This window comes from Geobacillus sp. PLS 41, assembly GCF_056494105.1.
On the sequence record NZ_CM151395.1, the window covers coordinates 2,180,363 to 2,203,287 of the forward strand.

At 52.7% G+C, this 22,925-nt stretch carries 21 protein-coding genes; 19 read left to right on the plus strand and 2 right to left on the minus strand.

The annotated features are described in order from the left end of the window. The first annotated feature begins 81 nt into the window (after positions 1–81). The 17 genes from ACVX3G_RS10895 (at position 82) to ACVX3G_RS10975 (ending at position 21,434) form a co-directional block, all read left to right on the plus strand. Positions 82–1,176: a GntR family transcriptional regulator gene (locus ACVX3G_RS10895; RefSeq protein WP_011231396.1), complete on the plus strand. Its 1,095-nt coding sequence runs from the start codon at positions 82–84 to the stop codon at positions 1,174–1,176. 92 nt (positions 1,177–1,268) lie between these two features. Beyond that, entirely contained in the window at positions 1,269–1,955 is a 687-nt protein-coding gene (gene araD, locus ACVX3G_RS10900) for an L-ribulose-5-phosphate 4-epimerase (protein WP_025038918.1), read from the plus strand. Between the two features lie 16 nt (positions 1,956–1,971). Beyond that, entirely contained in the window at positions 1,972–3,666 is a 1,695-nt protein-coding gene (locus tag ACVX3G_RS10905; RefSeq protein WP_011231394.1) for a ribulokinase, read from the plus strand. Between the two features lie 16 nt (positions 3,667–3,682). Beyond that, positions 3,683–5,173, plus strand: coding sequence for an L-arabinose isomerase (araA, locus tag ACVX3G_RS10910; protein WP_014195981.1), 1,491 nt, complete (start codon positions 3,683–3,685; stop codon positions 5,171–5,173). Between the two features lie 432 nt (positions 5,174–5,605). Continuing rightward, on the plus strand, positions 5,606–6,652 hold the full coding sequence (locus ACVX3G_RS10915; protein WP_014195979.1) for an aldose epimerase family protein: 1,047 nt from the start codon (positions 5,606–5,608) through the stop codon (positions 6,650–6,652). 264 nt (positions 6,653–6,916) lie between these two features. After that, a complete protein-coding gene (gene xylA, locus ACVX3G_RS10920) occupies positions 6,917–8,254 on the plus strand; it encodes a xylose isomerase (RefSeq protein ID WP_014195978.1) in 1,338 nt (445 codons plus the stop codon). Positions 8,255–8,267: 13 nt separating this feature from the next. Then, positions 8,268–9,767 carry a xylulokinase gene (xylB, locus tag ACVX3G_RS10925; RefSeq protein WP_014195977.1) on the plus strand — a complete coding sequence of 500 codons (1,500 nt, stop codon included), beginning with the start codon at positions 8,268–8,270 and terminating at the stop codon, positions 9,765–9,767. A gap of 115 nt (positions 9,768–9,882) precedes the next feature. Then, positions 9,883–10,185, plus strand: coding sequence for a hypothetical protein (locus tag ACVX3G_RS10930; protein ID WP_014195976.1), 303 nt, complete (start codon positions 9,883–9,885; stop codon positions 10,183–10,185). A 304-nt stretch (positions 10,186–10,489) separates the two neighbouring features. Next, complete coding sequence (locus ACVX3G_RS10935; protein ID WP_014195975.1) at positions 10,490–11,524, plus strand: nitronate monooxygenase; 1,035 nt, start codon at positions 10,490–10,492, stop codon at positions 11,522–11,524. A 76-nt stretch (positions 11,525–11,600) separates the two neighbouring features. Then, positions 11,601–12,788: an iron-containing alcohol dehydrogenase gene (locus tag ACVX3G_RS10940; protein WP_014195974.1), complete on the plus strand. Its 1,188-nt coding sequence runs from the start codon at positions 11,601–11,603 to the stop codon at positions 12,786–12,788. A 221-nt stretch (positions 12,789–13,009) separates the two neighbouring features. Continuing rightward, complete coding sequence (locus tag ACVX3G_RS10945) at positions 13,010–13,411, plus strand: acyl-CoA thioesterase (protein ID WP_014195973.1); 402 nt, start codon at positions 13,010–13,012, stop codon at positions 13,409–13,411. Positions 13,412–13,429: 18 nt separating this feature from the next. Then, complete coding sequence (locus tag ACVX3G_RS10950) at positions 13,430–13,834, plus strand: DnaA N-terminal domain-containing protein (protein ID WP_014195972.1); 405 nt, start codon at positions 13,430–13,432, stop codon at positions 13,832–13,834. A gap of 337 nt (positions 13,835–14,171) precedes the next feature. Further along, positions 14,172–16,598 carry a nitrite reductase large subunit NirB gene (gene nirB, locus ACVX3G_RS10955; protein WP_014195970.1) on the plus strand — a complete coding sequence of 809 codons (2,427 nt, stop codon included), beginning with the start codon at positions 14,172–14,174 and terminating at the stop codon, positions 16,596–16,598. Between the two features lie 151 nt (positions 16,599–16,749). Next, a complete protein-coding gene (gene nirD / locus ACVX3G_RS10960; RefSeq protein WP_014195968.1) occupies positions 16,750–17,070 on the plus strand; it encodes a nitrite reductase small subunit NirD in 321 nt (106 codons plus the stop codon). After that, a complete protein-coding gene (nasC, locus tag ACVX3G_RS10965; RefSeq protein ID WP_014195967.1) occupies positions 17,067–19,214 on the plus strand; it encodes an assimilatory nitrate reductase catalytic subunit NasC in 2,148 nt (715 codons plus the stop codon). The genes nirD and nasC overlap by 4 nt, the downstream gene beginning before the upstream one ends. Positions 19,215–19,448: 234 nt before the next feature. Continuing rightward, entirely contained in the window at positions 19,449–20,651 is a 1,203-nt protein-coding gene (locus ACVX3G_RS10970; RefSeq protein WP_014195966.1) for a nitrate/nitrite transporter, read from the plus strand. A gap of 276 nt (positions 20,652–20,927) precedes the next feature. Next, positions 20,928–21,434, plus strand: coding sequence for a MarR family winged helix-turn-helix transcriptional regulator (locus ACVX3G_RS10975; RefSeq protein ID WP_014195965.1), 507 nt, complete (start codon positions 20,928–20,930; stop codon positions 21,432–21,434). Between the two features lie 81 nt (positions 21,435–21,515). Here ACVX3G_RS10975 and ACVX3G_RS10980 read toward each other — a convergent pair whose 3' ends face one another. Next, positions 21,516–21,653 (minus strand): hypothetical protein, encoded by a 138-nt coding sequence (locus ACVX3G_RS10980; RefSeq protein ID WP_011231352.1) that lies wholly within the window; start codon positions 21,651–21,653, stop codon positions 21,516–21,518. Next, complete coding sequence (locus ACVX3G_RS10985) at positions 21,613–21,828, minus strand: Fur-regulated basic protein FbpA (protein ID WP_014195964.1); 216 nt, start codon at positions 21,826–21,828, stop codon at positions 21,613–21,615. The genes ACVX3G_RS10980 and ACVX3G_RS10985 overlap by 41 nt, the downstream gene beginning before the upstream one ends. 180 nt (positions 21,829–22,008) lie before the next feature. Here ACVX3G_RS10985 and ACVX3G_RS10990 point away from each other — a divergent pair, with 180 nt between their 5' ends. Together ACVX3G_RS10990 and ACVX3G_RS10995 are read left to right on the plus strand one after the other, a co-directional pair. After that, positions 22,009–22,314 carry a MerR family transcriptional regulator gene (locus ACVX3G_RS10990; RefSeq protein ID WP_011231350.1) on the plus strand — a complete coding sequence of 102 codons (306 nt, stop codon included), beginning with the start codon at positions 22,009–22,011 and terminating at the stop codon, positions 22,312–22,314. A 299-nt stretch (positions 22,315–22,613) separates the two neighbouring features. Beyond that, a complete protein-coding gene (locus ACVX3G_RS10995; RefSeq protein WP_011231349.1) occupies positions 22,614–22,925 on the plus strand; it encodes a PTS sugar transporter subunit IIB in 312 nt (103 codons plus the stop codon).

The following is a 22,925-nucleotide window of genomic DNA, read 5'->3' on the forward strand; positions in this document are numbered from 1 at the left end:
TTATGCTTGATCAAGTTTATCTAGCACCACGGGTATAATAAAATTAATTTGTATCTCATTATTTTATCGTTGAGGTGGACTATGAAGGAGAAAACGCTGCCTAAATATCTGCAATTAAAACAAGAAATTTTATCTTGGATCATTTCCGGACAAATGAAGCCGGATGAGAAAATTCCAACCGAGCACGAAATCGCCAACCAGTTTCAACTAAGCCGACATACGGTTCGGCAGGCGCTAGGGGAACTCGAGAAGGAAGGATGGCTGTACAAAATCCAAGGGAGCGGCACATTTGTGTCCCGGCCGAAGCCGAAAGAACAGGTGGATACGAAAACGATCGGGATCGTGACGACCTATATTTCCGATTATATTTTTCCCCATATCGTCCGAGGGGCGGAGGAGACGCTGCGGGAGAAAGGATACCGTCTTTTGCTTGCCAGCACGAATAACGATAAACAGAGAGAGAAAGAGCAGCTTGAGGAGATGATTCGGGAGCCATTAAGCGGACTGATCATCGAACCGACAAAAAGCGCGCAAGGAAATCCAAATTTGGGCTACTACTTGTCGCTCAATAACCTCCATATTCCGTACGTGATGATCAATGCCCGCTATTTGGAAGTGAGCTGTCCATGCGTCAAAATGGACGACGAGCAGGGAGGATTTTTATTGACCGACCATCTCATTCGTTTAGGGCACCGCCGGATTGCTGGTTTCTTTAAAACCGACGATTTGCAAGGGGTGGATCGTTTGCGCGGCTTTATTCGCGCCCATCAGCAACACGAGGTGCCTGTGGCCACGGAGTATCTTCTTTCCTACGCAACAGAGGAGAAATGGACAAAGCCGCTTGAGGTGGCGCGGGAGTTTTTGCAACGGCCGAAAGAGGAGCGCCCGACAGCCTTTGTGTGCTACAACGATGAGCTGGCGATTTTGCTTCTTGAAGTCATTCGCCAACAAGGGTTATCGGTTCCCGATGACATTTCGATCGTTGGCTTTGATGACTCTACATTTGCGACAGCGACGGAGGTGAAATTGACGACGATTCGCCATCCGAAAACAGAAATGGGCGTTCAAGCGGCTGAGATGCTCATTCAAATGATCGAACAACGATCAGTCGATAAAATTGGCGATATCATTTATCGACCGGAGCTAATTGTCCGTAACTCAACAAAGGAAATTTAAAAAATGTATGAGATATCAAAAAAATTATAGAAAAATTGTACGTACAATAGTATAATGGAGGTGAGGAGTTTTTTCATAGGGAGTGGGAGCCAATGCTTGAGGAGTTGAAACAAGCCGTATTAAAGGCCAACCTGCAGCTCCCGCAATACCGCCTCGTGACATTTACGTGGGGAAATGTGAGCGGGATTGATCGGGAGCGCGGGTTGGTTGTCATTAAACCAAGTGGAGTGGCGTATGACAAGCTGACCATTGATGATATGGTGGTCGTGGATTTAACTGGAAATGTGGTGGAAGGGGACTTAAAACCGTCGTCGGACACCCCGACCCACCTCTGGTTGTATAAAAAATTTTCTGGTATCGGTGGAGTTGTTCACACCCATTCGACTTGGGCGACGATTTGGGCGCAGGCTGGAAAAGGAATTCCAGTATTAGGGACGACGCACGCGGACTATTTTTATGGGGAAATTCCATGCACTCGTCCGATGACCAATGAAGAAATTCAAGGAGCTTATGAACTAGAGACCGGAAAGGTCATTACGGAAACGTTTCGTTTTCTCGATCCGCTGCAAATGCCAGGTGTCTTGGTGCACGGCCACGGACCGTTTGCTTGGGGGAAAGATCCAGCGAACGCGGTTCATAATGCCGTTGTCTTGGAAGAAGTGGCGAAAATGGCGGCAAGAACGTACATGCTCAATCCAAATGCAAAGCCGATCAGCCAAACGTTGCTTGATCGCCACTATTTGCGCAAGCATGGCGCAAACGCTTACTATGGGCAGTAAAGGGAGGGAGACCGAGATGGGGAAAAAGTATGTCATTGGCATTGACTATGGCACCGAATCGGGACGAGCCGTTCTCGTTGATCTAGAAGGAAACGAAATTGCGGACCATGTCACTCCGTACCCCCACGGAGTTATTGATGAAGTATTGCCAGAATCGAACGTACAACTCGAGCCAGACTGGGCGCTGCAACACCCGGCTGATTATATTGAAGTATTGGCGACCGCTGTTCCAACGGTATTGCAAAAGTCTGGGGTCAACCCAGCTGATGTGATCGGGGTCGGCATTGATTTTACTTCATGCACGATGCTGCCGGTCGATGCTTCTGGCGAGCCGCTTTGTCTAAAGCCAGAATTCAGGAACCGTCCGCACAGTTGGGTGAAATTGTGGAAGCACCATGCCGCTCAAGATGAGGCGAACTTGCTCAATGAAATTGCGGCCAAACGAGGCGAAGCATTTTTGCCGAGATACGGCGGAAAAATTTCATCCGAATGGATGATTGCGAAAATTTGGCAGATTCTAAACGAAGATCCGGAGATTTACGAACAAACTGATCTTTTCCTCGAGGCGACTGATTGGGTCATTTTCAAAATGACCGGCAATATCGTCCGGAATAGCTGTGCGGCGGGCTATAAGTCCATTTGGCATAAACAGGACGGCTATCCAAGCAAGGAGTTTTTCCGGGCGCTCGACCCGCGGCTGGAACACTTAACAGAAACGAAACTGCGCGGCCCGATCGTTCCGCTTGGTACGAGAGCAGGTGTGCTGACCAATGAAATGGCCGCTATGATGGGCCTCCTTCCGGGAACAGCCGTTGCCGTCGGAAATGTCGATGCCCATGCGGCCGTACCAGGCGTCGGGGTTGTCGAGCCCGGCAAGCTGGTGATGGCGATGGGAACATCGATTTGCCACATGTTGCTTGGCACGGAAGAAAAATATGTCGAAGGCATGTGCGGCGTTGTGGAAGACGGCATCATTCCAGGATATTTCGGCTATGAAGCCGGGCAGTCAGCGGTCGGCGACATTTTCGCTTGGTATGTTGAACAAGGCGTCCCGGCTTATGTGAAAGAAGCAGCGGAAAAAGAAGGAGTTAGTGTCCATGAGTGGCTGGAAAAGCGCGCTGCTGCCTATCGTCCGGGGGAAACCGGGCTGCTCGCGTTGGACTGGTGGAACGGCAACCGCTCCGTGTTGGTCGATACCGATTTAACCGGGCTCATCGTCGGATATACACTGCTGACAAAACCAGAAGAGATTTACCGCGCATTGCTTGAAGCAACGGCCTTTGGCACACGCAAAATTATCGATGCTTTCGTTGAAAACGGTGTCAAGGTTGACGAATTGTACGCATGCGGCGGATTGCCGCAAAAAAATAAGCTGCTCATGCAAATTTATGCCGATGTGACCAACCGCGAGATCAAAATCGCGGCGTCGAAGCAAACCCCGGCAGTGGGGGCTGCCATGTTCGCGGCGGTCGCGGCCGGCAAAGAGAACGGCGGTTATGAATCAATCGTTGAGGCGGCGCGAAACATGGGAAAAGTGCGTGAAGAGACGTTCAAACCGATTCCGGAGAATGTCGCGATGTACGAGCAGTTGTACCAAGAATATACGAAGTTGCATGACTACTTCGGCCGTGGGGAAAACGATGTCATGAAACGGCTTAAACATTGGAAAGAAACCGCACGAGCGGCGAAAGAATCTATGACTTTATCGTGAACGGGGAGGAGCAATGATGCTGTCATTACGTCCTTATGAATTTTGGTTTGTGACAGGAAGTCAGCACTTGTACGGAGAAGAAGCGTTAAAACAAGTCGAAGAACATTCAAGAATCATGGTCAATGAATGGAATCGCGATTCGGTATTTCCGTTCCCATTCGTTTTGAAACCGGTCGTCACGACGCCAGAGGAAATCCGGCGCGTTTGCCTTGAGGCGAATGCGAGCGAACAATGTGCCGGCGTTGTCACATGGATGCATACGTTCTCGCCAGCGAAAATGTGGATTGGCGGCCTTTTGGAGTTGAGAAAACCGTTATTGCATCTTCACACCCAGTTTAACCGTGATATTCCGTGGGACAGCATCGATATGGACTTTATGAACTTAAACCAATCAGCTCACGGTGACCGAGAATACGGATTTATCGGTGCGAGAATGGGAGTTGCCCGGAAAGTGGTCGTTGGTCATTGGGAAGACCCAGAAGTCCGCGAGCGGCTGGCGAAATGGATGCGGACGGCCGTCGCCTTTGCGGAAAGCCGACATCTTAAAGTTGCCCGTTTCGGCGATAACATGCGTGAAGTGGCAGTGACGGAAGGGGATAAAGTCGGAGCGCAAATCCAATTCGGTTGGTCGGTCAACGGCTATGGCATCGGGGATTTAGTCCAATCCATCCGCGATGTTTCCGAACAAAAAGTGAATGAGTTGCTCGATGAATACGAGGAGCTATATGACATTGTGCCCGCCGGCCGCCAAGAAGGGCCCGTTCGCGAATCAATTCGTGAACAGGCGCGGATTGAACTCGGGCTGAAAGCCTTTTTGCAGGATGGGAACTTTACCGCTTTCACGACGACGTTCGAGGACTTGCATGGGATGAAGCAGCTCCCGGGACTTGCCGTTCAGCGACTCATGGCGGAAGGATACGGTTTTGGAGGCGAGGGAGACTGGAAAACGGCTGCGCTTGTCCGGCTAATGAAAGTGATGGCTGATGGAAAAGGGACGTCATTTATGGAAGATTACACGTACCACCTTGAGCCGGGCAACGAACTGATTCTTGGCGCGCATATGCTCGAAGTATGCCCGACGATTGCCGCAACCCGGCCGCGCATCGAAGTCCATCCGCTTTCGATCGGTGGAAAAGAAGATCCGGCCCGTCTTGTGTTTGACGGCGGCGAGGGTGCGGCGGTCAACGCGTCATTGATCGACTTAGGGCACCGTTTCCGACTCATCGTCAATGAAGTCGATGCGGTGAAACCGGAACACGACATGCCGAAATTACCAGTCGCCCGCATTTTATGGAAGCCTCGCCCGTCGCTCCGCGACTCCGCTGAAGCATGGATTTTAGCTGGCGGCGCCCACCATACGTGCTTCTCATTTGCGGTTACAACAGAACAGCTGCAAGACTTTGCGGAAATGGCGGGCATTGAATGCGTCGTGATCAATGAACATACGTCCGTCTCGTCCTTCAAAAATGAACTAAAATGGAACGAAGTGTTTTGGCGGGGGCGGTAAGATTAAACCAGCGTGTAAATCCATATGGCACGACATCAAGGGCATGGGCTGGAAGAAGGGTTCATGTCCTTGTTTTCCATCAAGTATTTTTATGTAAAAGTTGGCAATCAATAGAGGAGGTGATCTCTAATGTTTAACCAAAGCAATCAACGCGGGAGAAGTTATATGGACATCTTTTAGCATCAATTTGAGTTGGACAAAAATATTTCTTAATTTTTTGAATTTTGTATTGAAAAAAATATACACAATGGTACAATTAAGTTAAAAGTTATACGTACAATATATAATATAATCTACGTAAAACATGTAGTTGTAAGGTCAAATTGTTTTCGGATCCTTTAAAAAGGATTTGAAATAAACTAGGGAGGAGAGGTGGTTAATTTTAAAAGCGTTTTCAATAGTAGTGACAGCTCATAAAGGAGGAGAATCGAGATGAACATTACATACGAAAAGTGGTCCGAATGGAATGGAAACGACGTGTTCTTATTCACCTTGACAAACGACCGCGGCATGGGACTGTCGGCGACAAACTACGGATGCATCGTGACGGACATCCGCGTTCCCGACCGGAACGGCAAGATCGAAAATGTCGTGCTCGGGTTTGGCCGGTTTGAACCGTATTTAACCAACGCTCCTTATTTTGGGGCGGTGATCGGCCGGGTGGCGGGGCGCATTCAAGGGGCGAGTTTTGAGCTTGATGGCGTCACGTACCGGTTGGCGAAAAATGAGAACAACAACCACTTGCACGGCGGCCCGAACGGATTCCATCGTGTGCTTTGGCAGGCGGAACCGGTTCAGCGCGATGATGCGGTTGGGATCGTCTTTTCGTACACAAGCCCGGACGGGGAGGAGGGATATCCGGGAACGGTTCATGTTCAAGTAGCGTATTGGCTCAATAATAACAACGAATGGACCGTCACGTACCGGGCTCGTTCGGACAAAACGACGCTCGTCAATTTGACGAACCATACGTATTTTAACTTGAGCGGCAACGGCAAGCGTGATATTTTGGATCACACGCTGACCATCCAAAGCTCCCGTGTGTTGGAGCTGAATGAGGAGTTGATTCCGACAGGCCGCGTCTTGGATGTCGCCGGCACGCCGTTTGATTTGCGGCAAGGAAAGACGATACGGGAGGCGGTCGAATCCGGGCATCCGCAAATCGAACTCGTTGGCGGGGGCTATGACCATCCGTTTTGGCTCGACCGGCATCATGACAAAGAGATTGTGCTTTCCGATCCAGAGAGTGGGCGGATATTGACCGTCGAGACGGATGAAGTCGGCGTCGTCGTGTACACGTCGAACCAGTTGCCGGAAGGGTTGGATTTGGGCGGCGTGCCGTCGCGGAAATATCTCGGCATTTGCTTAGAAACGCAAGGGCTGCCGGATGCGGTTCACCATCCGCAGTTTCCGTCGATCGTATTGCCGGCTGACAAGGAGCAGGTGTCGATGACAAGGTATCGATTTAGTGTTGACTAAGTTGAATTTTAAAATCTGAAAGCAGTTGTGGAAACAGAAAGTCATCATAACAAGTGTCGGGATGTAAAGCATTACGTAATAAAAAACGGTAACATCTAGAGTGTGGGGGATCGTATGCCCATCCCCCCTGTAAAACTTCAACCAACATAGTTGTGGTTTTACAGGTGAGAATACTTTGTTTATATGATAGACAAACAAATATGAAAGCGTTATAATGAAACTAAAGCCAATCATTCTTGCTTATTTCAGAAGGAGGACTTGAATATGGCATACTTCCCGAATGTCGGCACCATTCCATATGAAGGACCGGAGTCGCGCAATCCGTTGGCGTTTAAGTTTTATAATCCGGAAGAAAAAGTCGGCGACAAAACAATGGAGGAGCATTTGCGCTTTTCAGTGGCCTATTGGCATACGTTTACGGGGGATGGGTCGGATCCGTTTGGCGTCGGCAATATGATTCGTCCATGGAATAAGTACAGCGGCATGGATCTGGCGAAGGCGCGCGTGGAGGCGGCGTTTGAGCTGTTTGAAAAGCTGAACGTTCCGTTTTTCTGCTTCCATGACGTCGACATTGCGCCAGAAGGGGAAACGCTCAGCGAGACGTATAAAAACTTGGATGAAATCGTTGATATGATTGAAGAGTACATGAAAACAAGCAAAACGAAGTTGCTGTGGAATACGGCGAATTTGTTCAGCCATCCGCGCTTCGTTCACGGGGCGGCGACGTCGTGCAACGCCGATGTGTTCGCCTATGCGGCGGCGAAAGTGAAAAAAGGGCTCGAGATCGCCAAACGGCTCGGGGCGGAAAACTACGTGTTTTGGGGCGGCCGGGAAGGTTATGAGACGCTTTTGAACACAGATATGAAGCTCGAACTTGACAATTTGGCCCGCTTCTTGCACATGGCGGTTGACTATGCGAAAGAAATCGGCTTTGACGGCCAGTTTTTGATCGAGCCGAAACCGAAAGAACCGACGAAGCATCAATATGACTTTGACGTGGCGACGGCGTTGGCGTTCTTGCAGACGTATGGGCTGAAAGATCATTTCAAATTCAATATTGAAGCGAACCATGCGACATTGGCCGGGCATACGTTTGAGCATGAGCTGCGCGTCGCCCGCATTCATGGCATGTTGGGCTCGGTCGATGCCAACCAAGGCGATACGCTGCTTGGCTGGGATACGGACGAATTCCCGACCGACTTGTATGCGACGACGCTGGCGATGTACGAAATTTTGCAAAACGGCGGCCTTGGACGCGGCGGCTTGAACTTTGACGCGAAAGTGCGAAGAGGCTCGTTCGAACCGGAAGACTTGTTCTACGCTCATATCGCCGGGATGGACAGCTTTGCGATCGGCTTAAAAGTCGCGCATCGATTGTTGGAAGACCGCGTGTTTGAACAGTTCATCGAAGAACGGTACAAAAGCTATACGGAAGGCATTGGCCGCGAAATTGTCGAAGGAACGGCCGATTTCAAAAAACTCGAGGAGTATGCCTTGCAGCTCGGCGACATTCGCAATACGTCCGGACGTCTTGAGCGCTTGAAAACGTTGCTGAATCAATATTTGCTCGAAGTCAGCGCGCCGAGTGGATCTCGTTCGTGAAAGAGGGATGAGCGTGGAATATGTCATTGGCGTCGATTTAGGAACAAGTGCGGTGAAAGTGTTGCTTGTCGACCGCAATGGGCAAGTCAGAGGGGAATGGACCGAGTCCTATCCCCTCTACCAGCCTCATTCCGGCTATAGTGAGCAGCGCCCGGACGATTGGGTGGAGAAGACGATTACGGCGTTGCGCCGCGTTTGGGAGACCGCGGGCATTTCCCCAGAGTCGATTGTGGGCTTGAGTTTTTCTGGGCAAATGCACGGGCTTGTGCTACTTGATGGCGACGGGAACGTCGTGCGCAACGCGATTTTATGGAATGACACGAGAACGACAGCCGAGTGCCGGGAAATTGAAGCGAAAGTCGGTCGAGAGACGTTGCTTTCGATCGCAAAAAACGAGGCGCTTGAAGGGTTTACGCTGCCAAAACTGTTGTGGGTGAAAAACCATGAACCCGAGCTGTATGAGCGGGCGCGGGTGTTTTTGTTGCCGAAAGATTATGTCCGCTTCCGCTTGACCGGGCACATGGCGATGGATGTATCGGATGCGGCGGGGACGCTGCTGTTGGATATCAAAACGAAAACGTGGAGCGAGGAGATCGCCCGGGCGGTGGATGTCGACCTTTCGCTTTGCCCGCCGCTTGTTGAGGCGACGGCATGGGTCGGGACGCTGCGTCCGGAGGTGGCGGAACAGACCGGGCTGCCGGCATCGGTGAACGTGTTCGCCGGCGGGGCGGACAACGCTTGCGGCGCGGTGGGCGCCGGCATTTTGGCGGAAGGGAAGATGATGTCAAGCATCGGCACATCCGGCGTTGTGCTTGCCTATGAACAAAGCGGGGAAAAAGATTTCGCTGGACGAGTGCATTACTTCAACCATGCCGAGCCGAACGCCTACTATATTATGGGGGTGACGCTGGCGGCGGGCTACAGCTTTGACTGGTGGAAGCGGACGTTTGCCGAGGACGTGCCGTTTGCCGAGATCGTCCAGCGCGCTGCCGAGTCGCCGATTGGCGCCAACGGCTTGTTGTTTACGCCATATTTGGTCGGCGAGCGGACGCCTTATGCGGACGCCGATATTCGCGGGTCGTTTGTCGGCATTGATTCGGCGCAGACGAAATGGGATTTCGCCCGCGCGGTCATCGAAGGCATTACGTTCTCGCTCAACGAGTCGGTGGAGATCATCAAAGCGAGCGGCAAAACGATCGATTCGGTCGTCTCGATCGGCGGCGGGGCGAAAAGCGCTGAGTGGCTGCAAATCCAAGCCGATATTTTCGGCATCCCGGTGGAAAAACTGAAAAACGAACAAGGGCCGGGACTGGGCGCCGCGATGATCGCCGCCTGCGGCGTCGGCTGGTTTGATTCGCTCAAGGAATGCGCCGACGCGTTCAAACAAGTCGATTCCATCGTCGAACCGCGGCCGGATGCGGCGGCGAAATACAAAGAGCTGTTTGCGATTTATCGCGATGTATATCCGCGTACGAAAGAACTGGCGAAACGGTTAAAGGTGTTTCGGCCGTGACGATAAACTCCCTAAACCAGTGGATGGTTTGGGGAGTTTTTTGTTTGATCAAGCAATAAGGCAGGATGACCCGCCACGTTTGTCGAAAGGAGAACTTGAAAGGTGGAGATGAAACATGGACATTCGAAAAGAATTCGAACATCTTCAATATTTCTTTGACTCGTATTACAATCAGACGTTTTACAATGCTCAATTAGAAGAACAGTTTTTGCGATTTCTAGCGGATGAACCGGAGTGGGTGGTTCGTGCCTTGAAGCTGGAAGTAGAGAAGCTCGAACGCATCCACCATCGCCGCGATACGGAGACATGGGCAAAAATCGAAGAACTTGTTCATGAAAACAGCATGCGCTATTTTTCGTTTGAGGATGGCAAAACGTTTATCGAAGTGGCCAGCCGTTTGTTAAAGGATATTGAGTAAAGGGACAAATCATGAACAAACAGCCTGTTTATTGGACGTCAGGTGACAGCGATTAGGCATGGATCGTATTGTTCGCTTTATGTTTCGATCGATTGATTGAACAACGGATAACACCTGTTCTTACCATATGTATGTGAGATGTTGAAAACGCGCCGCGTTGGCCGGACAGCTGTCGTTCATGGAGCGTGCAAAAGACATAGTCGGCGTAAAGATTGATTCGACAAAGGGGGAGGAAATCCGAGCACGAAGCGCGAAAAAATAGGAGAGGGGCAAAACGGTTTTAGCCGAAAGAAGGGAGATACGTATGTTCTCTACACTTCCCATCCCGATCATCCAAGCCCCGATGGCTGGCGGAGTGTCGACGCCTAAACTGGCGGCGGCGGTGTCGAACGCCGGAGGGCTTGGTTTTTTGGCCGGCGGGTACAAGACAGCGGAGGCCATGAGGAAGGAAATTCACAAGCTGCGGACGTTGACGGACCGGCCGTTTGGGGTGAATGTGTTTGTGCCGGGGGATAAAACAGTGGATGAAAAGGCGCTCGAACGCTACCGCGCCGTGCTCGAATCCGAGGCGGAGCGGCTTGGGGCGTCAGTCGGCGAGCCGAAATGGGAGGACGACGACTGGGCGGCGAAGCTTGATGTGCTTCTTCAGGAGCGAGTGCCGGTTGTGAGCTTTACATTTGGTTGCCCGGACAAAGAAGTGATCGCCGCCTTGCAAAAGGCGGGATCGTTTGTGATCGTGACGGTCACGGCGGTGGAGGAAGCTGAAATGGCAGCCGAAGCTGGGGCGAATGCGCTTTGTGTGCAAGGGGCGGAAGCGGGCGGGCATCGGGCGTCGTTTGGCAACGATCCGGAACAGGATGAGGCGCTTGAGTTGTTTCCGCTGCTGGCCCGAGTGCGGGCGGCGGTTCAGGTTCCGCTTGTGGTGGCGGGCGGGATCATGGATGGGCGCGGCATTGCGGCGGCTCTTAAAGCCGGGGCGAGCGCGGTGCAGCTCGGGACGGCGTTTTTGCGCTGCCCGGAAAGCGGGGCGCACCCGCTTCATAAACAGGCGCTTGCCGATCCGCGGTTTGTGGAGACGGCCGTGACGAGGGCGTTTACCGGCCGGCCGGCGCGCGGGCTTGTGAACCGGTTTATGGCGGAGTATCGCGCCATGGCGCCGGCGGCGTATCCGCATGTGCACCATATGACGAAGCCGCTGCGCGCCGCATCCGCCAAGGCGGGCGACCCGGAGGGAATGTCGCTTTGGGCCGGGACGGGATATCGGCTGGCGCGGGAGCTTCCGGCGGCGGAGCTTGTCGAAGAGCTGAAGCGGGAGCTCGAGGAAGCTTGGCGAGCATAGGAGTTTGGTTATGCGGAATGGAAAGAAAACGCGTTCATTCTTCCGAAAAAATGTTGAATAAGGGGGAGAGAAAACCATGACCGCATCCCGCATCGTCTTTCCACCGCTCAGCCATGTCGGCTGGGGGGCGCTTGGCCAGTTAGTTCCAGAAGTAAAAAGGCTTGGGGCAAAACACGTGTTGGTGATCACCGATCCAGCGCTTGAAAAACTCGGCCTCGTCGAGCAAGTGGCATCTCCGCTCCGGCAAGCAGGGTGCAGCGTGCATGTGTATACGGATGTTGTGCCGGAGCCGCCGCTTGAAACGGGGGAAAAGGCGGTGGCGTTTGTCCGCGACGGAGAGTTTGATCTCGTCATCGGGGTCGGCGGCGGCAGCGCGCTGGATTTGGCGAAACTGGCCGCTGTTTTGGCCGTGCATGAAGGTTCGGTCGCCGATTATTTAAACTTAACTGGAACGAGAACACTTGAGAAAAAAGGATTGCCGAAAATATTGATTCCGACGACATCAGGCACCGGGTCGGAGGTGACGAACATCTCCGTGTTGTCCTTAGAAACGACGAAAGACGTCGTGACGCATGATTATTTGTTGGCGGATGTGGCGATCGTCGACCCGCAGCTTACGGTTTCCGTCCCGCCGCGGGTGACGGCGGCGACGGGCATTGATGCGCTTACCCATGCGGTTGAAGCGTACGTGTCGGTCAACGCGAGCCCGACATCGGATGGGTTGGCCATCGCCGCCATGCGCCTGATTTCTCGCTCATTGCGCAAAGCGGTGGAAAACGGAACGGACAAACAGGCGCGCACCGATATGGCGAACGGCAGCTACCTGGCCGGTTTGGCGTTTTTCAACGCCGGGGTGGCCGGCGTGCATGCGCTCGCTTATCCGCTTGGCGGACAGTTTCATATCGCCCATGGCGAATCAAATGCCGTGCTCTTGCCATATGTGATGGGCTACATTCGCCAAAGCTGCACGAAACGAATGGCTGATATCTTAAACGCCCTCGGTGGCAACTCGAGCTTTTTATCAGAGGAGGAGGCGTCGCACCGCTGCGTCGAGGAGCTCGAGCGCCTCGTCGCCGATGTCGGCATTCCGAAGACGCTCGGCGGTTTTGGCATTCCGGAAAGCGCATTAGAAAGTCTGACGAAAGACGCCGTCCAGCAAAAACGGCTGCTCGCCCGCAGCCCGATGCCGCTTTTGGAAGCCGACATCCGCGCGATTTATCAAGCAGCGTTTGCCGGGACGATCATGGAACCGAACAACAAGTGAGAACACAAAAACAGGGGCTGCTTCAGGCTCCTGTTTTTTCTTTGGCTGTTGGAAATAGGGTCTCGCTCCTCAGGTTGGATCCCCCTTCCGCTCAAGGGGTGACGTTTTTCACGTTTTCTTGATGGTGAAGCAGGAATTTCCGCATCGTGGAGCGAACCCATATACATCAGTCGCCTAAATTCGACAAAAGAAGATTCCGGTTCTGTTGAGGGGGAGCGTTTATGTTTACGACTGTCATTACGCCGCGCGTCTCGGAGACGGACGGCGTCGGCCATATTAACAATACGACCGTGCCCGTTTGGTTTGAAGCGGGGCGGCATGAAATTTTCAAGCTGTTTACGCCTGATTTGTCATTCAAACGTTGGCGAATGGTGATCATCCGCATGGAAGTCGATTATGTCAACCAAATGTATTATGGGCAAGATGTGACCGTGTATACCGGCATTGAACGCATCGGCAACACAAGCCTTACGATTTATGAAGAAATTCATCAAAACGGTGTGGTCTGCGCGAAAGGGCGGTCGGTGTATGTCAATTTCAATTTTGACACCGGGCGGCCCGAGCCGATTCCGGATGACATTCGGGCGAAATTGCGCGAACATGTATGGCAGCCAAGAGAGTAGATGAAAGGAGGTGACAGTGTGAAGGAGCATCATCTTTGGGAGCAAGTGAAAACGAAGCTTGCGCAAAAGCTGCCCGGCCCGTCGTTTGACACGTGGTTTGCCTCGACGTCGGCGACGGTGGATGACGATTGGCTCATCATTGAATGCCTCAACGACATTCAATGTGAATGGCTGCAAACAAGATACGGCGAACTCATCAGTGAAACCGTCCGCGAAGTGTTCGGCCGCGAGATGCGCATCTTCGTCTCTGTCCACGGCGAGCGGCAGAAAATCGAAGAGCGGCTCGAACAGCGATTCGGCGCTCCGATGACCTTCCGTCAATACGTCACCCGCCTTGAGCGGCAGATGGAGGAGCTGGAGCGGCGCATTGACCACTACGCGCGCATCATCGATGAACTGCTGGAATCCCGTCCGATTCACTGATGATCCCCCTAATAAAGCACCCTCCAAACAAGAAGCGGCCTCCGCTCCATCAAGCGGAAGGTCGCTTCTTTATGTGATAAAAAGTTACATGGTTCCAACAAATACGTATATTACTCTGATTTTTCATGCGATTATTCATGTTTTTTGTTAAAAGTGTGTTATATAAACTTACATAAAAAATACATGCTTCATGTTTGACGTGATATGATGGGCACAACCAAGGCAAAGGGGGAATGTGAGGGTGATGAAAACAAGAACGGTCGGATTATGGGAGATGCTGGTGATGACGATCCGGCTTTGGCTGCATCGATGACAAGAAGTATGGAGGGATGACGATATGAAACGAAAACTCGTGTTAATCGGCAACGGCATGGCGGGGGTTCGCTGCATCGAGGAGATTTTAAAACTTGACCGCGAGGCGTTTGAGATCACGATTTTTGGCAGCGAACCGCATCCGAATTATAACCGCATTTTGTTGTCGAAGGTGCTGCAAGGAGATACGCGCCTTGATGACATTACGTTGAACAGTTGGGAATGGTACGAACGAAACGGCATTCGGCTGTTTGCCGGCGAAACGGTGACGGAAGTCGACATCAAGCGGCGGCTTGTTCGGACCGACCGTGGGCGGGTAGTCGAATACGATGAATTGATTTTCGCGACAGGGTCGAATCCGTTTATCTTGCCGGTGCCGGGGGCGGATTTGCCCGGGGTGACGGCGTTTCGCGATATCCAAGATTGCGAGCGGATGATCGAATATGCGAAGACGTACAAAAAAGCGGCGGTCATTGGCGGCGGCTTGCTTGGCTTGGAGGCGGCGCGCGGCCTGCTTCACTTAGGAATGGATGTCGATGTCATCCATATTTTCGACTATTTGATGGAACGCCAGCTTGATCCGACCGCTTCGAAGCTGCTGCAGCGGGAGCTGGAGAAACAAGGGATGAACGTTTTGCTTCGCAAGGAGACGGCCGAATTGTTCGGCAACGGCCGTGTGGAGGGAGTGCGGTTTAAGGACGGTACGTCCATTGCCGCCGACTTGGTGGTGATGGCGGTCGGTATTCGTCCGAATGTTGATTTAGCGCGGAGAAGCGGCATTGAAGTGAATCGAGGGATCGTTGTCAATGACTACTTGGAAACGAGCGTGCCGCACATTTACGCGGTCGGTGAATGCGCGGAACATCGCGGTGTTGTGTATGGGCTCGTCGCTCCGCTTTATGAGCAGGGGAAAGTGCTGGCAGAGGCGATTTGCGGCCGAAAAGGAAAGCCGTATGAAGGATCTGTCGTTGCGACTCAGCTGAAAGTGTCCGGTGTCGACGTGTTCTCGGCTGGTGAATTTATGGATGGCGAAGGGACGGAGTCGATCAAACTGTATGACGAAGCGCGCTCGGTGTACAAGAAAGTCGTCGTTCGCCAAGGGAAAATCGTTGGGGCGGTGCTGTTTGGCGATACGAGCGAAGGTCGAAAGCTGTTCGATATGATCCAGCGCGGCGATTCGGTTGAGGCGCTTTCTCTTTCGTTATTGGCGCCGGCTTCATCGGGAGGAAAAGGAAGCCTTGTGGCGGCGATGGCGGATACCGATGTCGTCTGTGGCTGCAACGGGGTGACAAAAGGCGCGATTTGTCAGGCGATCGCCGAACACGGGCTCAAGACGGTCGCCGAGGTGCGCGACTATACGAACGCGTCCCGCTCATGCGGCGGGTGTAAAGGGCTTGTCGCCGAGCTGCTTGAGCATATGCTCGGCGAGGAAGCGAATCGGTATGCGGTGAAAGAAACGATCTGCGGCTGCACGGACCTAAGCCGTGAGGAAGTGCTCGAGGCCATCGAACAAAGACGGTTGATGACGGTCAAAGAAGTCATGAGCGTATTGGGATGGAAAAACGAGGAAGGCTGTTCCAAATGCCGTCCGGCGCTCAATTATTACCTGGGCATGTTGTATCCGGGTGAGTACGATGAAGAAGCGGAATCTTTGTTTGTCAATGAACGGCTGCACGCCAACATCCAGGCCGATGGCACGTACTCCGTTGTGCCGCGCATATACGGCGGGGTGACCACAGCCGAGCAGCTGCGGAACATCGCCGATGTCGCGGAAAAATACAACGTGCCGATGATTAAGATCACAGGCGGGCAGCGCATCGACTTGCTTGGGGTGAAAAAAGAAGATTTGCCGCGCATTTGGGCCGATCTCGGCATGCCGTCAGGCTACGCCTACGCCAAGGCGCTGCGGACGGTGAAAACGTGCGTCGGCAAGCAGTTTTGCCGCTTTGGCACGCAAGATTCAACCGGGCTTGGCATTCGGATGGAACAAACATTTGAGCGGCTGAAAACGCCGCATAAAGTGAAAATGGCCGTCTCCGCCTGCCCGCGCAACTGCGCGGAATCGGGCATTAAAGATGTCGGCATCGTCGGCGTCGAGGGCGGATGGGAGATTTATGTCGGCGGCAACGGCGGCACCCATTTGCGTGCAGCTGACTTGCTTTGCACGGTCAAGACGGAAGACGAAGTGATCGAGATGACCGGCGCTTTTTTGCAATATTACCGCGAGTCCGCGCATTATTTGGAACGGACGTCCAAATGGGTCGAGCGCGTTGGGCTTGAGCATATCCGCGAAGTGCTGTTCGATGTGGAAACGCGCCGCGCGCTGCTTGAGCGGCTTCACAAAGCTCTTTCGGCGACAAAAGATCCGTGGCGGGAAATCGTCGAAAACGAGAGACTGCAGCAACTGTTGTTCCGCGATATCGGCGACAAAGAGCCGGTGCCGGTGAAATGAAGGGGGATGACGGCGGGCGAACGGAAAGATGGGCGGGCAAAAAAGCCGGTTGCTTCCGCCGCCCAGCCTTATCCAGCGTTTCAGCGGAGAGAAAAGAGGCTGCCCAACAGGCTGGCCTTTGACTATGCATCCATGCGAGGAGGATCAAGTGATGATGAGAGTAGAAGTGGGAACATTGGAACAGCTGCCGAAGCGGCTCGGAAAATGCGTGCGGGTCGGGAATCGTGAGCTGGCGTTGTTCCGGACGGGTGACGATCAAGTATTTGCCGTTGAAAACCGCTGTCCGCATAAAGGAGGTGATCTGTCGCAAGGCATTGTCAGCGGCGAGTATGTGTTTTGTCCGCTTCATGATTGGAAAATTTGCTTAAGAGACGGTCAGGCGCAGGCGCCGGATGAAGGGTGTGTCAAAACGTACCGCGTGGCTGTGGAAGACGGCTGTGTATATGTCGAGTTGCAGGAAACGGGTGAATGACGATGACGAATGAATTGCTGCGCTACTTTCGCGCCAAGGAAAAAGAACGGGCGTCGGAAACGGCGGCCGCGACGCAATGTCCGTTTTGCAGCGTCCAGTGCACGCTTCAGCTGGTGGAGGAGCGGATTGTAGAGCGGCGCCGCTACAAGGCGGTCCCGACCGACAACCCGACGTCCAACGGCCGCCTTTGTTTAAAGGGGATGAACGCCCACCAGCACGCTTTGCATCCCGAGCGGCTGTTGGTTCCGCTTGCGAAAGTGGACGGCCGGTTTGTGCGGGTAAGTTGGGAGGAGGCGCTTTCGCTGATCGCGGAACGAATCATCTCCATTCAGAAGGAAGATGGAGTTGATGCGTTTGCCGTTTACGGCGGCGGATCCTTGACGAACGAGGAGGCGTATTTGCTTGGAAAATTTGCCCGCGTGGCGCTCAAGACGCGGCACATCGACTACAACGGACGCTTTTGCATGTCGGCAGCCGCAGCGGCCATGAACGACGCATTCGGTCTTGACCGCGGGTTGACGAATCCACTGTCCGATATTCCGCTCGCTCAGACGATCATTTTGGCTGGGACCAATATCGCCGAATGCCAGCCGACGTTGATGCCGTATTTTTATGAAGCGAAGAAAAACGGCGCTTTTATCATCGTGGTGGATCCGCGGGAAACGAAAACGGCGGCGTTGGCGGATCTGCACCTGCCGCTCAAGCCCGGAACGGATGCGGCGCTGGCCGTCGGCATCGGGAAAGTGCTGCTTGACGAAGGATATATCGATGAAGCGTTTGTGCGCGAGCGGACGGTTGGGTTTGCCGAATGGAAACAGCACATAGAAGCAGTGGAGATGGATGAGATCGTCCGGCTGACTGACGTGCCGGAAGAGAAGATTCGCTTGGCGGCGCGAAAGTACGGGGAGGCGGCCGATGCGATCGTGCTCACGGCGCGCGGCTTGGAGCAGCAGGCGGACGGCTATGCGGCGGTCAGACACTGGATGAATGTCGTATTGGCGACAGGGAAAATCGGCCGTCCCGGTTCGGGTTTTGGATCGATCACTGGGCAAGGAAACGGACAAGGCGGCCGCGAGCATGGACAAAAAGCCGATCAGCTGCCGGGCTACCGAAGCATTGAGCATCCGGAACACCGCCGGTATATTGCGAACATATGGGGCATTTCGCCGGATGAGCTGCCGCGAAAGGGGGTGTCAGCATATGAAATGATGCAAAAGATCGATGCGGGCGAGATCACCGGGCTGTTGGTCATGGGGTCGAACCCCGTCGTCTCGAGCCCGAATGCGGCGTTTGTGGCCAAAGCGATGCAAAAACTGAAGTTTCTTGTCGTTGCGGATATGTTTTTGTCCGAAACAGCCGAGCTGGCCGATCTCGTGCTGCCTGTTTCGTCGTATTTGGAAGACGAAGGCACGGTGACGAACGTCGAAGGGCGGGTGTGCTTTCGGCCGGCGGCTCGGAAGCGTCCTGGGGAGGTGAAACATGATTGGGAAATTTTATGCGCGATTGCGCACAAGCTTGGCAAGGGCCGCTGCTTTTCCTTTACGTCAGCCGAAGAGATTTTCAACGAACTGCGGCTGGCAAGCCGCGGCGGCAAAGCGGATTATTACGGTGTGACGTATGAGCGGCTTCGGCGCGAACGTGTCTACTGGCCTTGCCCCGATGCACATCATCCTGGGACTCCTCGACTGTTTACGGAACGGTTTGCTCATCCGGACGGCAAGGCTCGGTTTGCGGTTTTGCCGTTTCGGCCGGAGAAAGAGGAGACGGATGAATGGTATCCGCTTTATTTAACGACCGGACGGGTGCTTGCTCATTATTTGAGCGGAACGCAAACGCGGCGGAGCCCGGCGCTTTCGGCGCGGCAGCCGGAGGCGACCGTCGAGATCCACCCGAGGACAGCCAAACGATACGGGATCGGCCCAGGGATGCTTGTGCGCATTGAAACGCGGCGCGGTGCGGCGGTCGTCCGCAGCCGTTACAATGACCAAATTCGCGAGGATACCATTTTTGTCCCATTCCACTGGAGCGGCCTTGGGCAAATCAACAACGTCACGTCCGATGAGCTCGATCCGCATTGCCGGATGCCGGCGTTTAAGCGGTGCGCAGCTCGGGTGCGGCCGGTTGTTGATTTAGGGAGAAATTAGCCATCAAGATTCAAACATCGTTCTGCCTCTCATCAGCAGTTGGAAACCGCACTCATCAAGGTTCGCGAGCGGGGAACGCTATGGTGATGGGTCTAGTCAATCGCCGAATTTTTCAATGAATCACGAATGCAGAAAAAAACTTCCCAGCAATACGGCGGGAAGTAGGTGGAGAAATCGCTTTCATTTCCATTTTAACATAACAAACACTCTGTGCCAAGGGGGAGTCGGGGGAAGATGGCGAGGAAATCGTTTTGGCGCGTCGGGCATGCGCCGACGCTATTGTCGTCGTTTCTCTATTTTGATATTAGTTTCATGATTTGGAACTTGCTTGGTGCGCTCGGGGTGTTTGTCGCTGAACAGTTTGCGCTCACGCCGGCGGAAAAAGGGATGATGGTCGCCATTCCCGTGTTGGGCGGGGCGCTGCTTCGCATTCCGATGGGGATGCTCGCCGACCGCTGGGGCGGGAAGCGGGCTGGTCTGCTTGGCATGGCGGTGACAGCTGTGCCGCTTGTGTGGGGGTGGCAGTTCGCTGACCGGATGTCGGATGTGTATGCGCTCGGATTTTTATTAGGGGTGGGCGGAGCCAGCTTTGCCGTTGCGTTGCCGCTTGCGAGCCGCTGGTATCCGAAAGAATATCAAGGGCTGGCCATGGGGATCGCTGGGGCCGGAAACAGCGGGACGGTGCTGGCAACGCTGTTTGGCCCGCGGCTGGCGGAGGCGTATGGGTGGAACGCGGTGTTCGGATTGGCGCTCGTCCCGCTAGTTGTTGTCTTTTTTCTATTCGCTTGGCTGGCGCGTGAATGTCCAACAGCGGTGAAACCCGTTTCGTTGCGTGAATACGGAGCCGTTCTCCGTCGAAAAGAAGCATGGCTGTTTTGTTTCTTCTACAGCTTGTCATTCGGCGGATTTGTCGGGCTGACGGGATACTTAGGCATTTTCTTCTTTGATGAATACGGCGTCAGTAAAGTCACGGCCGGCGATTTCGTCACCGCCGTCGTGTTTGCGGGCAGTTTCATCCGCCCGATTGGCGGCTATCTCGCCGACCGGATCGGCGGAATGCGGCTTCTTTCCTTGTTGTTTGCCGCTGGGACTTTGTTGCTGGCTTGCATCGGTACATTGCCGTCTCTTTTCGTCCTGTTCGGATTGATGGTTGCTCTTTTCCTTTGTTTTGGCGCGGCGAACGGTGCTTTGTTCCAAGTCGTTCCAACCTGGTTTCCGAAAGAAGTCGGTTTGTTGACGGGCATCATTGGCGCCGCTGGCGGACTGGGAGGGTTTTTGCTGCCGAACGTGCTCGGGGTGATGAAGCAGTGGACCGGCTCTTCGGCGTATGGGTTTTGGATGCTTGCTTTCGTTTTCGCGATCGCGGTGATGGCTGCTCGTCGCCTTCAAGGGACGACGGTTACGATCGAACATTTCTCTCAAAAAGCAGCAGAATGAATGGGGCAACCCAAAGAGGCGCTGCAAACTTTCAAAGGAAATCGTTTGATTGAACGAAAAAACTGGTGGAAAACAGTCCTTTCTTTAGGTTGACAAAGAGGGGGCGGTTTTGCGACGTCCACCCTTATCACTGATTTCGGAAGGCTCTCGCCTCTGTAAGGAAACAGGCGGAGCCTTCTTCATCATCTTCCTTCAGAAAGCCTCCAACGGGTTTCAGACGAAGAGGGAGATCGATATAGTAGGGAGAAGGAGGCAGGTGTCCAACCTTGAAAAGAAATGGAGGAAGAAATCGTGTCAAACGATCATGCGCTGCGTTTAGACCATCAGCTTTGTTTTGCCATTTATGCTTGTTCTCGTGAATTGACGAAGTTATATCGTCCTTTTCTTGAAGAAATAGGGATTACATATCCGCAATATCTCGTTTTGCTCGTGTTGTGGGAACAAGGGGAGACAACGATGAAAGAGCTTGGAAAACGATTGTATTTGGATTCTGGCACACTGACGCCAATGTTGAAAAGAATGGAGGAGAATGGTCTCGTTCAACGGTTGAGATCGCCAGAAGACGAACGGGTTGTGCGCATTGTTTTAACAGAACAGGGCGAGAAAATCAAACAAAAGGCACAATGCATACCAGAAGAAATTGTCAAACGAGTAGGGCTTTCCAATCAAGAGTGGAGCGAATTGTTGATGTTGCTGCGGTCGTTGCTTGTGCGGCTGAATGATGAACAACATTCTTCTTGGTCAAATGTGCCCGTACTCCAAAGCTGTCCGCGGCAATATTGATGTAACCCTGTCTATTGAAGAATGATGATGAGAAAAGGTGCCCGTGAAGAAATTCAGGGCACTTTCTCATTTGCGATCGTTTTACAATCGATTTTGCAAAAATCGAAGCAGTTCATCTGCTCGGTTGCCGATGAGCGCGATCAGTTGCTCAAACATCGCATCGCGCTCCAGATCGAGCTCAATGATGCGCTTGGCCAGTTCGAGCGCTTGTTTGTCCATGGCGGCGTCCTCCTTCGATCGTCTGGGCGGGGTGGAATCGTTCGTATTCGCGTCGCAGTTCGGCCATTGTCCATTCTTCAAGCCGATCACGGTCAGCGGCTAAGCCGAACCGTACGAGCTGTTCAATATAAAATTGCTTTTTCTTCCGCACGGCGCTTCTCATCCATGTCCCCATTCGATTCCCTCCCTGTTTTTACCTTTACCATACTATCTTTTTCTTCAGTGTACAGCAAATGTGTTAAGCTCATTTACAGGAAATTTAAAAAATATGTTAATTTTATTTACAAAAGTTAACGAGCTAACATCATTTTTTGTATAATTACGTTAGAAAATATAACGCATTGAGGTGAGGAGTATGACAGCTCATCCGCAAGAAGATCACTACAAATACAAAAAAGTCATTTCGATCGGGGTTGTCAGCGAACTGACCGGGCTGTCGCAACGGCAAATTCGTTATTACGAGGAACGGAAGCTTGTGTTCCCTGACCGTTCGAAAGGCATCCGCAAATATTCGTTCGCCGATGTGGAGCAGTTGATGAAAATCGCCAATCAGCGCGAAGAAGGGGTATCGACTTGGGAAATCCGTCAAGAGATGACCAAAGAGCTGCGCGAGCGGATGTTGAAAGGGCAAATGAATGCGCATTTTCGGAGGCGTTCCTAGGGGCGCGGGCAGATTCGAATTTTGGATGCATCCCCTGCTTGGAAGCAAAGCATGCGGAAAACCGCCTGGCCGTGTGCCAACAGGACGTAAACACAGCGGCGTTTGTCCAATCGTAAGAGCATAGTTGTTTGGCGCGCACAGAGATTCGTGCGTGCTTTTTTGTTTGCAGGATTAAAAGGTTGATTTTAAAAATATTAATCTTTTTTATTAAATGACTAGACAAATAAAAATAAATGTATATAATTTAAATTGAAAACGATATCATTTATTTTACTCAATGAAAAGAGGAGGAATGAATCATGAAACGGATTTTATTGGCGTGCAGTTCTGGCATGTCGACAAGCTTGCTAGTGACGAAAATGCAGGAGTATGCAAAATCCGTCGGTGAGGAGGCAGAGATTTGGGCGGTCGGCCAAGATCAGGCGAAAAAAGAGATGGCCCAAGCCGATGTCATTCTTATTGGCCCACAAATGAGCTTTTTGAAAGAGGAATTGCAAAAAGAAGCGCAAAAATACGGCATTCCAGTCGATGTCATTGACATGGTGGCTTATGGGATGGCGGATGGCAAAAAAGTGTATGAGCAGGCATTGAAATTGATGGGGGACAAGTAA

What these genes read in the sequence shown, in the direction of transcription:
- ACVX3G_RS10915 (WP_014195979.1), top strand. Translation starts at nt 5,606, where the DNA reads ATGAACATTACATACGAAAAGTGGTCCGAATGGAATGGAAACGACGTG.
- ACVX3G_RS10990 (WP_011231350.1), top strand. Translation starts at nt 22,009, where the DNA reads ATGACAGCTCATCCGCAAGAAGATCACTACAAATACAAAAAAGTCATT.
- xylA (WP_014195978.1), top strand. Translation starts at nt 6,917, where the DNA reads ATGGCATACTTCCCGAATGTCGGCACCATTCCATATGAAGGACCGGAG.
- ACVX3G_RS10895 (WP_011231396.1), top strand. Translation starts at nt 82, where the DNA reads ATGAAGGAGAAAACGCTGCCTAAATATCTGCAATTAAAACAAGAAATT.
- ACVX3G_RS10975 (WP_014195965.1), top strand. Translation starts at nt 20,928, where the DNA reads ATGGAGGAAGAAATCGTGTCAAACGATCATGCGCTGCGTTTAGACCAT.
- ACVX3G_RS10930 (WP_014195976.1), top strand. Translation starts at nt 9,883, where the DNA reads ATGGACATTCGAAAAGAATTCGAACATCTTCAATATTTCTTTGACTCG.
- nirD (WP_014195968.1), top strand. Translation starts at nt 16,750, where the DNA reads ATGATGAGAGTAGAAGTGGGAACATTGGAACAGCTGCCGAAGCGGCTC.
- nasC (WP_014195967.1), top strand. Translation starts at nt 17,067, where the DNA reads ATGACGATGACGAATGAATTGCTGCGCTACTTTCGCGCCAAGGAAAAA.
- araA (WP_014195981.1), top strand. Translation starts at nt 3,683, where the DNA reads ATGCTGTCATTACGTCCTTATGAATTTTGGTTTGTGACAGGAAGTCAG.
- ACVX3G_RS10945 (WP_014195973.1), top strand. Translation starts at nt 13,010, where the DNA reads ATGTTTACGACTGTCATTACGCCGCGCGTCTCGGAGACGGACGGCGTC.
- ACVX3G_RS10970 (WP_014195966.1), top strand. Translation starts at nt 19,449, where the DNA reads ATGGCGAGGAAATCGTTTTGGCGCGTCGGGCATGCGCCGACGCTATTG.
- ACVX3G_RS10935 (WP_014195975.1), top strand. Translation starts at nt 10,490, where the DNA reads ATGTTCTCTACACTTCCCATCCCGATCATCCAAGCCCCGATGGCTGGC.
- ACVX3G_RS10905 (WP_011231394.1), top strand. Translation starts at nt 1,972, where the DNA reads ATGGGGAAAAAGTATGTCATTGGCATTGACTATGGCACCGAATCGGGA.
- nirB (WP_014195970.1), top strand. Translation starts at nt 14,172, where the DNA reads ATGAAACGAAAACTCGTGTTAATCGGCAACGGCATGGCGGGGGTTCGC.
- araD (WP_025038918.1), top strand. Translation starts at nt 1,269, where the DNA reads ATGCTTGAGGAGTTGAAACAAGCCGTATTAAAGGCCAACCTGCAGCTC.
- ACVX3G_RS10940 (WP_014195974.1), top strand. Translation starts at nt 11,601, where the DNA reads ATGACCGCATCCCGCATCGTCTTTCCACCGCTCAGCCATGTCGGCTGG.
- ACVX3G_RS10995 (WP_011231349.1), top strand. Translation starts at nt 22,614, where the DNA reads ATGAAACGGATTTTATTGGCGTGCAGTTCTGGCATGTCGACAAGCTTG.
- ACVX3G_RS10980 (WP_011231352.1), bottom strand. Translation starts at nt 21,653, where the DNA reads ATGGACAAACAAGCGCTCGAACTGGCCAAGCGCATCATTGAGCTCGAT.
- ACVX3G_RS10985 (WP_014195964.1), bottom strand. Translation starts at nt 21,828, where the DNA reads ATGGGGACATGGATGAGAAGCGCCGTGCGGAAGAAAAAGCAATTTTAT.